Origin of the sequence: Microcoleus sp. bin48.metabat.b7b8b9.023 (assembly GCF_013299185.1) — a bacterium.
In the GTDB taxonomy this organism is placed as follows: domain Bacteria; phylum Cyanobacteriota; class Cyanobacteriia; order Cyanobacteriales; family Microcoleaceae; genus Microcoleus.
On the sequence record NZ_JAAFKG010000028.1, the window covers coordinates 19,691 to 33,948 of the forward strand.

Consider the following 14,258-nt stretch of genomic DNA (forward strand, 5'->3'; position numbering starts at 1 on the left):
TATCCCCACTTTGTATTGTCTGGATCTGAAAATTTTTATATTAGCTCATTGGATTGTTCAGGCATACAATTATCATTGCGGATACTGCCATCGGGCATGATAGTCTTACATAAGATAGCTTCTTCAAACCCTTTCCCCATCAACCTAATCCTCTGTGTGAGGAGAGTAGGTTCTGGTTGAGCCCCCTTTAGATTAGCATTGCTGAGATTGGCTCCTTCAAACGAAGTTTCATCGAGAACTGCACCGCTGAAATTGGCTCCAGTTAGGTCAGAATTCCAAAACCCAGTTTGATGCAACTTGGTATTACTTAGATTCGTGCCAATTAGAGTCGCTTTTTCAAAGTAGGCTTCAGTGATATCTGTATCGCTGAGGTCTGCTCCATTGAGGTTAGTATTTTCACAGTTTATTCCTGATAAAAAACCACTTTTTAAATTGACTCCACTGAGGTTGGCATCAGTTAAGTCAGTATGACCTAAGTTGGCTTTTTCTAAGCAGGCATTACTTAGATTGGCTCCACTCAAGTCAGCCCCTTCCAACCAAGCTCCTTTCAAGTTAGCATCACTGAAGTTAGCATTAATCAACTGAGCACCATCCAAGTGAGCCTCGCTCAAGTTAGCATTGCTCAAGTTAGCGTCGCTCAAGTCAATACAATCCATGTTAGCATCGCTCAAGTTAGCACCACTCAAGTTAGCATTCATCAACTCAGCAGAAATCAAGTTAGCACCACTCAAGTTAGCATTCATCAACTCAGCACCACTCAAGTCAGCATCTGTTAAATTGGTCTTGGTGAGATTGATATCAATAAGCTTGCTTTTCTTCAAATTGGCATTGCTCAAGTCAACCTCAGCAAAGTCTCTCTCGCCATTGGCATACCGTTCGAGCAATTCTTCAGCGTTCATAAATTATCTATTTAATTAGTTTAACTTCTGAATTATAGTACAATTATCCTTTGTTTTGCTAGTCCTATCCGATCGCACTCCACCTCCTAGTCGCGCTGGTGCGGTTAATTATCAAGGGGATATTTAACGCGGATTTGTATTAATTTATCTGACGCCTATCGACACAGAAATATGATGAATATTCAAACGGAGGGTAGATATGTTTTCAGCAATGTTTAGCATTTATCGCTCTGGGCAATTATCGTTTCGGATCGTTCCATCTGGCATGACAGTATTGCACAAGGTAGCGTCTTCCCATTCTCCGCAAAGATTGATTGTTGTATTTGGGCCATATTCAGGCTCTCCTCTAGCTCCCATCAGATTAGCATTGCTAAGATTTGAGCCGTCAAACCAAGTTTCCTCTAGAATCGCACCAGTGAGGTTTGCTCCAGTAAGATCTGAATTAGTAAACCCTGTTTGATGCAACTGGGTGTTACTTAGATTCGCGCCAATTAGAGTTGCTTTATGAAAACTAGCTTCAGTGATATCTGCATCGCTGAGGTCGGCTCCAGTGAGATTTGTGTTTTCACAGTTGAGGCGAGATAAAAAACCATTTTTCAAATTAGCTCCACGCTCGGTTGGCATCAGTCGCGTCAACATAGTGCAAAGTTGCATTTTCTAAGCAGGCATTACTTAGATTGGCTCCACTCAAGTCAGCCCCTTCCAACCAAGCTCCTTTCAAGTTAGCACCACTCAAGTTAGCATTCATCAACTGAGCACCATCCAAGTTAGCCTCGCTCAAGTTAGCATTACTCAAGTTAGCATTAATCAAGTCAATACAACGCAAGTTAGCATTGATCGAGTTAGCATTGCTCAAGTCAGCACCACTCAAGTCAGCATAACTCAAGTTAGCATTAATCAGATTGGCATTGGCGAGATTGATCTCAAGGAGATTTGCCTTGTTCAAATCGACACCGCTCAAATCAACCCCAGCAAAGTCTCTTTCTCCACTGGTATATCTTCTAAGTAATTCTTCAGCGTTCATAAATTATCTATTTAATTAATTTAACTTCTGAATTATAGTACAATCATCCTCTGACCTGACTCCGAACGAAACAGAAATATGATGGATATTCAAACGGAGGGTATATCTGTTTTCAGCAATGTTTAGCATTCATCAAGCTGTACAATTATCATTTCGGATAGTTCCATCTGGCATGATAGTTTTGCATAAAATCGCATCTTCAAACCCTTTTCCCATGAGCCTAACTCTGTTTGTCATCAGACTAGGCTCTGGTTGAACCCTCATTAGATTAGCGTGGGTGAGATTTGAACTATCAAAGGAAGTTTCGTCCACGATCGCACCAATAAATTAATATTACCCAAAGTCAGGACACGGCAGTGCCGTTTCCCTACAATTAATCGGGCGATCGTTACATCTGGTGCGATCGCGATAGATTATTTTGCGGCGCAAGAAACGGCATTGCCGTCTCCTCCGTTGCTTAACAGTCAACCGTCAACCGCCAACCATCAACAATCAACTGACTAAAACTGAGATTTAGGCGCTACTCCGTCGCACAGACGCCGATCGCGATCGCTCACATTAGGATTAGTTCTGAGATAATCCCCCACCCAATCGCAGCCCCTCACCAGCAAATCATCAAGATCCAAATTCCACAAAATTACCCGGTTATCCTTGCTAGCAGAAGCCAGAATTTTCCCATCCGGGCTAAAACTCAAGCCCATCACACTATCCTTGTGACCGGTCAAAGTTTTCAGCAACGTCCCGCTGCGGCTCCACAACTTCACCTTATGATCGTAACTGCCCGAAGCAACCAACAAACCGTCCGGGCTAAAACCCACGCTAGTCACGCTGTCGCTAGAACCCTTCAGCAGCGTCGCTACCAAAGTTCCGTCCACCTTCCACAGCTTCACCGAATTGTCGTAACCAGCCGAAGCCAGCATTTTGCTATCAGGGCTAAAAGCAACCCCCAACACAAAACTATTGTGAGCCCCTTCAAAAGTCCTCAGCAAACCACCGTCCCGATTCCACACTTTGACAGTACCGTCATCGCTTGCAGAAGCCAACATCGTACCGTCAGGACTGAATGTCACCCCAGTCACCCAGCCTTTGTGTCCCGTCAAAGTCTTAATCAACCTGCCGTGTCTCGTCCAGAGTTTCACAGTCTTGTCCTTGCTCGCCGAAGCAATAATCTCGCTGTCAGGGCTAAAATTCACGCTCATCACGCTGTCGCCGTGTCCTTCGAGGGTAAACAGCACAGAAGGCGAACACGGGAATAGCGGCGCCGAAGGACAAGGGAGACTATTACTCGTCGCATCTTTGTTCAGACTCCAGACTTTCACCGTTTTGTCGTAACTCCCAGAAACCAGTAGCTGTCCGTCGGGGCTGAAATTGACGCTGGCGACTCTCTGAGTGTGTCCTTCCAAGGTTTCGAGCAAAATCCCCGTGCGGCTCCAGAGTTTGATAGTTTTGTCCGTAGAAGCAGAAGCCAGCTTTTGACCGTCGGGGCTGAAAATAACGCTTTGCACCCGGTTTTGGTGTCCGTCGAGGGTTTTGAGCGGCACATCATCGAGCCGCCAAAGTCGGACTGTTTTGTCAAAACTTGCTGAAGCCAAAGTTTTGCCATCCGGGCTAAAACTTACCTGAGTAACTCGATCGGCGTGTCCCTCAAAAGTTCTGAGCAAACGACTGTCCGGTTTAATATTGCTAGCATCCGTTGGGCGTTTGTCGCCAACACCAGCCAGACTCCAGAGTTTGACAGTCCCGTCTGCGCTTCCAGAAGCAAGTGTTTTACCGTCGGGGGAGTAACTGACACCAAATACCCACTTGCTGTGTCCCCGCAAAGTTGTTAGCAGTTCGCCCTTATTTGCCTTGGCTGATTTTTTTCGGGCTGGGTATTTTATGGCAGCGATGCTCCAGATTTTGACCGTTTTGTCTTCACCGGCACTGGCGAGCGTTTCACCGTCGGGGGAAAAACTGACCGTGTAAACTTTGGAGGGTTTTTTGTTTTCGCTGTGCCACAAATTAGCGATTAACCTGCCGTCAGCATTCCACAGTTTTACAGTGCCGTCATCGCTCGCCGCAGCGATGATTTTACCATCGCGGCTGAAGCTGATCCAATTTATGGGAGCTGGTTGTGCGATCGTTTGCAGCAACGTACCGTCGGTTTTCCAAATTTTGATAGTTTTGTCTGTGGATGCGCTGGCGATCGTTTGGCCGTCCGGGCTAAAAGCAACGGTGGTAACGCTATTAGTATGTCCCGTTAAAGTGGTCAGCAAAGTGCCGTCTGTTTGCCAAATTTTGACAGTTTTATCTAAACTTGCCGAGGCGATCGTTTTATTGTCGGGACTGAAAGTGACACAGGAGACGCTGTTAGTGTGTCCTTTGAAAGTAGCCAGCAAACTGCCGTCGCGCCGCCAAAGTTTCACGGTTTTATCTACGCTAGCAGAAGCTATTGTTTGACCGTCTGGACTGAAAGCCAAACCCCAAACTACGTCACCGTGTCCCTCCAAACGGTTGCGTTCTTTGACGCCATAAACTGCTTGCTGGAGGGCAGCAGCAATCAGAATTTCCGTGTCTTTGAGAGTGTGCATTTCTTTGGAGCGTTCTATCTGTCTCCACTTTTTACCCGCTCTCAAACTTTCTAGCATGGCGTCAAATTTGTTGTTTGAGAAATAAAGAGCTTCAGAAGCTGCTGTGAGGGTACTAATTTCGGCTCGCTGAGTTTGAGCGACAGCTAGCTGTTTTTGACCGACTGCCCGCCACCAAAAGTTGACGGCGGCGATCGTGGAACTCGTTAGCAATAGGACGCCGATCACTGCTACTCCTAGCATTTGTTTGAGAAAAGTATTGGCTCGGTAGAGCTGTGCTTGACTCATCTTTTTGTCGGCTTCTGCTTTGTGGAGTCTGGCTTCTAAGCCAAATCTTTGGCGGATCGGCCGCACTAAATAGTCGTGTACCAATTGATAGCGGTCTTCGGGCGATTCCCGCAGCAGAAATAGCAAACCGTGACCGACTAAAATGTCTAAAATCAAGTCGAGGTTGTCGGTTTTCTTTTGTCCGCTTTCTGGTTCTTTTGCGAACTGTCGCTGTAGGGAAATTCTTCCTCTGCTGCCGATCGCCAATAATTCACTTTCGCCCCCATCTGCCGGCTGCTGGCCTGTCACTAAGGACAGTTCGTGTTTGGTTTTAATCAGCCGAACGCCTCTTTCATCCGTCAGGGAAAACAATATTTTCCAAGCTGCGTCTTCGTTAACCAGGCCGCAGTCAGAGATCACTCCTTCGAGCGATCGCTTCACTAATTCTGCTTTGGGATTGGCGCCCAATTGCTGGTATTGTGCTAGAGTTGTAATACCTTCTTCTTGCAGTTGCGCTCCCACTACCTGCAATTCGATCGGTCTCACTTCTTGCAGTTCGTCTGCTAAATCTTCCACGAAGGCATCGATCAGTGCCGGTTCTAAATAATATTCTGCCCGTTTCGTTAAGTGTCCGATCACAGCCCGCGCGTCTTTCATTGAAAAACTGCGTAGTTGGTAGCGGATGCTTTTGTCGAGAATATTATTGTTAATGGCGTCGAGATCGGGGAAGCGATCGCAGTCGAGTAAATAGTGCAAGTAATCTTCGCGCAAGCACAGAATTATCTTGACATAAGGTAGGTTCAAAAACAATCGCAAAAAGTTATAAAAAAGTTGTCTTTGTGCCACCGAAGTCGAAACAAAGAAAAATTCTTCAAATTGGTCGAAAATCAGCACAGTTAACAAATTATTTGTGGCATTTTCGCGTAACTGCTCTATAATAAAAGAAGAAGTTTCCGAGCCGCGTTCTGGAGAAATAGAGCAACTGCTTTTGTGGATTTCCTTTAGTCCTTGAGCGATTAATTGCGTTTCATCTTCGGCTTGTTTGTCGTACAGCGCTCCGTTCAAAGCGTTTTCTAATTCCACCAGCCAGTCGGTGTAAACTTTGATAACTACTGGCAAGGCATCGCGTGCGCCCGGAGTAATATTTTTCAAAGCAGGTACTAAGCCGGCGTTGACTAGAGAACTTTTTCCGACTCCGCTGGGCCCGTGAATAATAGTTAATTTATGATCGTCCCTGCTAATTCTTTCGAGCAATTTATTGATATCTTTTTGGCGGGAATAAGCTGTCATTTCCGCTGCGATCGCAGCTTGATTTTGAGCTGAGGGGCTCGAAGGATTGACAGCTTGACGCTGCTGTTGCAATTGGCTGGCTCCGATAAAAGCTCTAAATCCGTATTGATACTCGATCGATCGCTGGGTTTTTTTAATCCGGAAAGCTTTGAGATACTCTCCCTGCTCGAAATAAACCGCTTGGAGTTCTGTCAAAATATCGATGTAAAGTCGGGGATCGTACTTGGGTTCGCTTTGATTTTGAGCTAACTCCAAAGAATGAACCGCGGCTTCCCACTGGCCTAGCTCCCGCAAACTGCGAGCTAACAGTAAAAGATACGAACTGCGATCGGATTTGGGATGTTGGATTTTAGATTTGGGATCGTTACTGAACTCGTTAGTACCCACGAATTCTGGATAATTTCCCGCAAATCCCAATCTCAAATCTTCAATCAACAATCTTAAATCGTTAGGTGTTTGATCCAAAATCGCCAAAGCCAACTCGGCTAGCTGGCGGGCTTGAGTCCACCTGGACTCTTGCAGGGCAACTTCAGCCAAAAACCCGTAATCTTGAGCTAATTGGCTGGGAGTACCGTAGGTGAAGTGCAACTGCAAAGAATTTTCAGCTAATGCTTGCAACTCTCCCCAAGCTTTGAGGCGTTGCAGTACCTCTCCGAGGTGTGCTGTCACCTCAGCTACCAATTCTGGGCGATCGGCAAGGGAGAAAGCGTTTCTAGATTGTTCCAGGCTAATCCAAGCTTGTTCCCAGTGGTGGCGGTTGGCTACCGGATTTCTGGCTGCTTGCAATCTGTGACACAGGGCTATGTGAAATAGCACTATGCCTTCTCTCTCTAAAAATAGGATGTTGGGGACAGGATTCGACAATGATGAGCAGAGGGTCGATCGATTTTCGGCATATTCCCAGTTTGCCAGTTCCCAGTTGCCGGTTTGCTGCTGCCAAAATATTAAGCTTTCTTGGTAATGAATTAATGCTGTTTCGGTTTGGTCGCTGACATAGTAATCTCGACCCAGAACGAATTGCAGGCTGGCTTTCAGGGCGGGTTCTAATTCTTGACCGCGATTGTGTAAATCTCTTAAAGCTAATTCTAGTTCTCGGCGCGACAAAGAGCCGATCGCCAAATCGAGGGTATTGCCCGGACTCAAAGGCGAATACGAGTGGACATCTAATTGTCGTCCGTTTTGGAGTTGAGAGTTAAAGGTGAGAAAGCGTTCTCCGGAGCTAATTTGATGCTCCTGGGCTGGTTTTTCCCAGTCGGTTTCGCAGGTGCAAAAACCTGGTCGGGTGCCTGCTGTACTGCTGCCGAGTTCTTGATTTATTTCGCCTACTTTAAATATAGTATCGGCTTGCTGTGCCAAGAAATTAATTAATTCGTCAACAGCCATTTCAAATTTAATGGTGGCGGCGGCCCAACTTTTGAAATCCGGGGCCAGACGAATCATTTTGGTCACAATGTCATCTGTTACCCACAAAATCACCGGACAGGAAAAATTTTTGCGAAATTCATCTCGCACTTGATTGGTAGAGGCCATCAATTCGTCGATCGCTACTACTGTTTCTAAACCAAATACCATCAAAGCTGAGGCAGAACCTACAGCCGAAGCCCCGTTCTGAAGCGTGTTTGCCTGGAGGGTAGTGTAAAGGGTTTTGACGGATGCTGGCAGGACGAGATCTTGAATTGGAACTGCGGACATTTCTCGCAGCCGCTGCGCTATGTGCTGCCGCAACTGCTCGTAGTTGCAGCGCACCAAAATTAGCGAAAATTGCTGCTGAGACATGGCGATGGATCTTACCAGAGTTTTGAGCGATCGCTCGTTGTAGCTGGCGGTTTCTTGTTGTTTAAGTAGATCGGTCATGCGTGCACCCCTTTTGCAGAAATCAATTACCTAACGATTGCCGATCGTGACGGAAACAGTATCTACCTAGAGATGCCCGTATCTGTCTGGCGCTTTATATCTGTAGGAATACGTAGTTTTTCGTACTTCTCCTATGAATACTTACATAGTCATCAGGTTTAATCTAAAAACATCATAGCTCCCAATCTCAGAGAATGGGAAACTTGACAATAAAAATTAAACCTAGATCAAATATTTTTTAGTCAGCTACAGATAAAATCCTCCATTCATAAATATCAGACAGCTAAATGTATCGATAATACCAGCGACTAGCTATTAGTAAACAATAGGTATATCTGTAGCATATATTTGGAAAAAAGAAAAAAACTCGTCATGGATGCTCGCTCCAGACTAGGAGCAACGGATCAATACATACCTACCTACATGGTCTGGCATGGGAGATATGACAGTTGAGGTTGGGGAAATGTATTGTGTGGTGACAAATATTTATGGGGCAATTATATGCGCGGCGTAAAGACCGCATTTAAGAGAAATCAGCCAGTGGGAAAAACCGCTGACTGCGTGCTTATTGGATTGTAGAAATTGGGAGTTTTGAACGGTAAATTTTAAGTTAAATAGTTTCCAATTTACTCGCCGCTAACGGATCTTAGAGTCGAAGAATGCGATCTCAAAAATCCCAACTATTCTTGGTGATTTCGTTGCTGCCACTCCTGATATTTTCTGGTTTCTGCTAGGGCTGGATTGATGCCAAACCAGCGACCTTCTTGATCCCGGTATTCAAAGACAAACATACTTCGCAACAAGATTTGAGATTCTTCTTCGCCGGTTACACTTTGTCGGTTGACGACTTGAAACAACAATTCCCATTCCGTGTCATTGATGGCTCCCAAAAGGTCATCGCGATATTCTTGAATGACGCTTTCGAGGCATTCGCGAGAGAAGGGGGGATCTTCATGTTGCAAACAGCTATACAAAAGCATCAGTAGATTGCGAACATGGCCACCGCTAATCCGGCAAAGCCTGTCTAAAGTTTCGGGAGAGTCAAAGACTTTGGAAATCAAATCGATGCGTTGGGCGGGAGCGACTGTGGGGAAAGCTCTAGCCAATACGAGCTGGCGCAGCAGTGCCATTCCTTCGATATGATCGTCGCCCGATCGCCTCAGCACGGGTACCATCGGCATCACCTTGGGTTTGACTCCAAATCGACTGGCGAGACGGCCAAAGTCGTTAGAAAAAATCAAAGTCAGGGGAATGGTATAGACGACGTGGCAATTGAGTTTTTTCAACTGTTCGCCGCGGTCTAAAAACAGGTATTCTGGCTGGGTGCGTCCGCTGGGTTTGAGGGAGGCGTCGAGGCGATCGAGATTGTCAACGATGACTGCGAGGCCTTTTTTGCCTTGTTGCTTGAGTTCGGCATTAGCTCTGTCGAGGAGTTCTTCGTTGATCGACTGCAAGATACTGTTGGTGCGGGGTTCGAGATATTGCCTGAGTTGCGATCGCAGTTTGGGAGAATCTTTAGTTTTAGCAGTAACTCGAGCAATGCCTATAGATAACTCCGCTTCCGCTGACAAATCTATGGGAGTCTGCAAAAATTCTGCCACTTCTGCAAACAGATTGGTAAAGTAGCTCGGTCTGAGTTTAATTTTGGCGGATTCCATCGTTTCGCTGACTTGGCGGGCAATGCTCAGCAAAATATCGCTGATGTCTACATCGCCCATGTCTAAGTCTTGGGAAGACTCGAAGTAGACGACGCAAAAACCATCTTGCTCTAGCTCAGCTTTGAGTCGAAACAATTCGGTAGATTTGCCACAGCCGATATGCCCTGTAAATAGCTGACAGGTTGGCTCGTCGGGGGAGATGCGGGTGATGGTTCGCTGTAAAGATTCAATGATTTTGCCACCCCGCACAGAACCAAAATCGATGTAGTATTGATAATCTCCTGGGTCTCCCGCGACAAGGGTCTTGCTCGGGTTGCAGGCTTTATAAAATCTGTCTAATTCGAGTGCGATCACAATTGAAGCCGGCTAAAAGTTAAAAGAGTTAATCGAAAGTCTAAACTTTCTTTCGTTGAGTTTAGTTTGATTTATCACACTTTGCCGTGTGGGGTAATGCCCTAAATACCTAAACAACCTCTATCTGCTAATGAACCGGACGGCGCGGGAATTTGGAATTTTTAATTAAGAAATTTTAATTATCTAACTGAACCAGTGAATTTACGGATATTTGCCCTGCTTATGGGTAATTTCGCGGGGATCTGGGTGAACTACTCATCGTCAGGCGGGATACCGCTATGACGGGAGCTTCCAACTTCAAGCGGAACAGCATCCAGCAAGACCGAAATCTTACCAGGTTGACTTACATTCCGTCCATTGGCAGTAGCACTGGTTCCCAATGCCAAAATCCGCAAGGCTTCATCTCTAATATTCTTCGCCGCGTTCACGTCTCTATCGTTACGGCTATGACACTTAGGACAATCCCAATGACGAACATTCAAAGGCATGGATGATACCTTGTGGAGACAATTATTGCAAGTCTTAGAGCTAGGAAAAAAGCGGTCTACCTCGATGTAGACCTTACCTAGTATCTGGGCCTTGTACTTTAACATTGTTCCAAACATTCCCCATCCAGCATCGCTAATAGCTTTTGCTAGACAGTGATTGCATACCATACCTTTGATGTTGAGATTTTCTACTGCAATAACTTGGTTTTCGTCTACTATCTTGCGGGACAGCTTGTGCAGAAAATCTTCGCGCACTCTTTTGATTTTTGAATGAACTTTGGCTACTAATTTTTTAGCCTTTTGTCTGGTGTTACTCCCCTTTTGTTTTTGATTTAGTTTCTGTTGTTTACGCTTCAGATTCCGGCTATGCTTCTTGAGATGTTTGGGGTTGACATACTTGCTGCCATCACTGGTAACACAGAAATCGTTCAGCCCAACGTCTAAACCTATGGCCTTGCCCGACGCATCACTTTCAGGGGTTTCTTGTCCACGATCTACTGAGATTGAGGCATAGTATTTACCATCAGTATTTTGAGAAATAGTAACGGTTTTGATGGTGCCCTCTAGCGGTCGATGAATCCGACAATGTACCTCACCGACGATCGGCAGCTTGATGAAACTATCGCCTACTTTAACATTCTGAGGGTAACTAACAGACTGTCTTCCATGCTTAGATTTGAAGCTCGGAAAACCTGCTCGCTTATCAAAGAAGTTTTTGTAGGCAGTAGATAGATTTAGCGCCACTACTTGAAGTGATTGAGAATAAGCTGACTTTAACCAAGTATATTCTTTTTTGAGGCTTGGAAGCAATCCTTGTATTGCACCTCTACTCAGTCCTTTGCCAGTATCTTTATAGGTTTGCTGGCATAGATTCAAGCTGTAATTCCAGAACCAACGACAACAACCGAAAGCACCCGCAAAATACGTCTGCTGCTCGGCTGTTGGGTAGATTCGGAATTTATAGTTTTGATACATTATCGGCAATCCACATCTCTGCTAATATATCAGAGATGCTAGGAAAATACAAGAAATTTGCGATACCCTGAACCCAACGACTGCGTTTATCCGCTCGCCTAGTCGAAGGGCAAGCAGATAAACTCCGCCGAAGGTTTCGCTGGGTACAACTCACGCGCCTTTCATCCCCTATTAACTGACTACGGTATAGTGGGGGAATTCCCGTCTGTCTAGTTAAATTGTCAAGAGGTAGATGGCTAGTTTTGGAGTGGTTTCTCAAAAAGAGTTAGGGCGCAGGCGCGAAGAGTTGCGGCGGCAGCGTCGCGCTCGATCGGCAGCCCTGCTGTGGCAAATGCTGGCAGCGAGCGCGATGGCCGGGGGTTTGCTGTGGTGGATTGCACAGCCGGCTTGGTTGATTGCTCGATCGGAACAAGTGAAGGTGGAGGGCAATCAGTGGCTGTCGGACAAGGCGGTGCGCTCTTTGGTGCCGCTGTCTTACCCGCAGTCGCTGTGGGGAATTCAACCGCAGGCCCTGGCCGAAAAGCTGGAATCAACGGGGCCGATCGCCAAAGCGAAGGTGACTCGCAACTTGTTTCCACCTTCTTTGACAATAGAAGTCTCAGAAAGGCTGCCGGTGGCGGTGGCGCAGCCGACTGCGGTGTTGAAATCTAGCGACAAGGACAAGGTGGGGTGGCTGGATGCTCGCGGAGGTTGGATGCCGTCGGAGAGTTATACTGCTGTGCGATCGGACAATAGTTCGATCGCACCGGTCAGCCCTCAGGGAACCGGGCCCCAGCATTCTTTGCCAACTTTAAAAGTCATCGGGCCTTTGGAACAGTATCGAGCCTCGTGGCCGAAGTTTTACCAAGGACTCAGCGGCTTGACTGTGAAAGTGTTTGAGATAGACTGGCAAAACCCAAATAACTTGATCTTGAAAACAGAGATCGGTACGGTACACTTAGGGCCGTACAGTTCCAAGACTATCGAGCAGCTTAAAGTTTTAGACCGAATGCGACAATTGCCAAAACAGCTAGATTCAAGCAAAATAGCCTACATTGACTTGAGAAATCCTGCTGCCCCGATCGTCCACTTGCCAGAACCCCCTCCTAGTTTGGAGAGTTCAACTCCCGCACCAACTCCGGCTCAGAATTGAGCCTGTGTCTGCCAAAGGTAAAAGGTATCGTCGTCGATCGACAATCAGAATTTTTAGCTCTGGGTATCAATACGCAAGACTGGAAATAGGGACACTTTTTTGATACCGATCCGCATCGGAAAAAAAATTCATAACTTTGGGTTCGATCCGATGCGTTAAGGGCTGGTATCCATTTTTTTCATTTTGCCTTGCGTAGAAGTGCCTTGTGCACAAGCACCTAGATGGGGTATGCAAGCTATGGGCGAGCAACAGCGGCCAAATCCGAGATTGCTAACATTGAGCCTCGACCAGTGTTAGTTTTTCGCGCAACATTAGCATATAGTTGATGGTGAATTGGCGTTTAGTTTAGTTAAAAAGCTGTAATCTACTATCCCAGACTCTCATGAACCTTAATAATAGTCAGGGGTCTGACCAAGACAGTCCCCCTTCGGAAGAAGTAAAAAATTTTCCGGTGGCCTTAGATTCCGCCAATCCGTTTAGACGCAAGTCTGGTTATGTAAATGTAGATAGTATTGATATCGATCCTATGGTCAATCCCAAAGACATAATGCCCAGCAGTGCCGCCAAAATCAAAGTAATTGGCGTTGGCGGTGGTGGCGGCAATGCCGTTAACCGGATGATTGCTAGCGAGGTTTCTGGTGTCGAGTTTTGGTGCGTGAATACGGATTCCCAAGCTCTGGTGCTCTCTAATGCTCCGAAACGCTTGCAAGTCGGACAAAAGTTGACGCGCGGTTTGGGCGCGGGCGGCAATCCGGCGATCGGACAAAAGGCTGCTGAAGAGTCTCGCGACGAAGTTGCTAATGCTTTGAATCACGCCGATTTGGTGTTTATCACGGCCGGCATGGGTGGCGGTACGGGCACGGGCGCGGCTCCGATTGTCGCGGAAGTGGCTAAAGAAATGGGCGCTTTGACTGTGGGCATCGTAACCCGGCCTTTCACGTTTGAGGGACGGCGGCGCACCAGCCAAGCTGAAGAAGGAATCGCCGCTTTGCAAAGCCGGGTGGATACGCTGATCGTGATTCCCAACGACAAGCTGCTGTCGGTGATTTCGGAACAAATGCCCGTACAAGAGGCTTTCCGAGTGGCTGACGATATCCTGCGCCAAGGGGTTCAGGGTATTTCTGACATTATTACCATTCCCGGTTTGGTGAATGTTGACTTTGCTGACGTGCGCGCTGTAATGGCGGATGCGGGTTCGGCTTTGATGGGTATCGGTGTGGGATCGGGCAAGTCGCGGGCTAGGGAAGCTGCAATGCAGGCGATTTCTTCGCCTTTGCTGGAAGCTTCCTCGATCGAGGGCGCTAGAGGTGTAGTGTTTAACATCACTGGCGGTACAGATATGACGCTGCATGAAGTTAATGCGGCGGCTGAGACGATTTACGAAGTTGTCGATCCGAATGCCAATATTATTTTTGGAGCGGTGATTGATGAGCGGCTTCAGGGCGAAATTAAGATTACTGTGATCGCTACTGGTTTTTCGGGGGAAATGATCTCATCGTCTCAGGCTTCGCGCACGCAAAATGTTAATGCTCCTTGGCGGGCTGCGACTGTGCCGGTGACTCCTGCTCAACAGCCGCAGGATGCGAAAGCAAAACCGCAGGATTTCGGATTGGATATTCCTGAGTTTTTGCGAAACCGTCGCCCAAAATGATTTTGGATTTTGGATTGGGGATTAGGAAGGCGGATTCGCTCTAAAATCTCCCATCTAAAAAATCTCTAATCTATGTAGATATATTAGAGATTAGGGATT

Annotated in this window: 8 protein-coding genes; 2 read left to right on the top strand and 6 right to left on the bottom strand. The window is 46.6% G+C overall.

Features of this window, described 5'->3' with window-relative positions; all coding sequences use genetic code 11:
* Positions 1 to 35 precede the first annotated feature (35 nt).
* The 6 genes from QZW82_RS16745 to QZW82_RS16770 form a co-directional block, all read right to left on the bottom strand.
* Positions 36 to 899, bottom strand: a complete 864-nt coding sequence (locus QZW82_RS16745; protein ID WP_293150082.1) for a pentapeptide repeat-containing protein — start codon at positions 897 to 899, stop codon at positions 36 to 38.
* A 222-nt stretch (positions 900 to 1,121) separates the two neighbouring features.
* Positions 1,122 to 1,523 (bottom strand): pentapeptide repeat-containing protein, encoded by a 402-nt coding sequence (locus QZW82_RS16750; RefSeq protein WP_293150084.1) that lies wholly within the window; start codon positions 1,521 to 1,523, stop codon positions 1,122 to 1,124.
* The gene (locus tag QZW82_RS16755) at positions 1,501 to 1,923 is read right to left on the bottom strand and encodes a pentapeptide repeat-containing protein (protein WP_293150086.1); all 423 of its coding nucleotides are present in this window, start codon (positions 1,921 to 1,923) and stop codon (positions 1,501 to 1,503) included. The genes QZW82_RS16750 and QZW82_RS16755 overlap by 23 nt, the downstream gene beginning before the upstream one ends.
* A gap of 500 nt (positions 1,924 to 2,423) precedes the next feature.
* Entirely contained in the window at positions 2,424 to 7,901 is a 5,478-nt protein-coding gene (locus QZW82_RS16760; protein ID WP_293150088.1) for an AAA family ATPase, read from the bottom strand.
* 680 nt (positions 7,902 to 8,581) lie between these two features.
* Complete coding sequence (locus QZW82_RS16765; RefSeq protein WP_293150090.1) at positions 8,582 to 9,913, bottom strand: ATP-binding protein; 1,332 nt, start codon at positions 9,911 to 9,913, stop codon at positions 8,582 to 8,584.
* A 251-nt stretch (positions 9,914 to 10,164) separates the two neighbouring features.
* Positions 10,165 to 11,376 (bottom strand): RNA-guided endonuclease TnpB family protein, encoded by a 1,212-nt coding sequence (locus QZW82_RS16770; RefSeq protein ID WP_293150092.1) that lies wholly within the window; start codon positions 11,374 to 11,376, stop codon positions 10,165 to 10,167.
* Positions 11,377 to 11,608: 232 nt separating this feature from the next.
* On the opposite strand from QZW82_RS16770, the gene QZW82_RS16775 reads away from it, so the two are divergent.
* Together QZW82_RS16775 and ftsZ are read left to right on the top strand one after the other, a co-directional pair.
* Positions 11,609 to 12,508: an FtsQ-type POTRA domain-containing protein gene (locus QZW82_RS16775; RefSeq protein ID WP_293150094.1), complete on the top strand. Its 900-nt coding sequence runs from the start codon at positions 11,609 to 11,611 to the stop codon at positions 12,506 to 12,508.
* 382 nt (positions 12,509 to 12,890) lie between these two features.
* Positions 12,891 to 14,159 carry a cell division protein FtsZ gene (ftsZ, locus tag QZW82_RS16780; protein WP_293150096.1) on the top strand — a complete coding sequence of 423 codons (1,269 nt, stop codon included), beginning with the start codon at positions 12,891 to 12,893 and terminating at the stop codon, positions 14,157 to 14,159.
* The last annotated feature ends 99 nt before the right edge of the window (positions 14,160 to 14,258 follow it).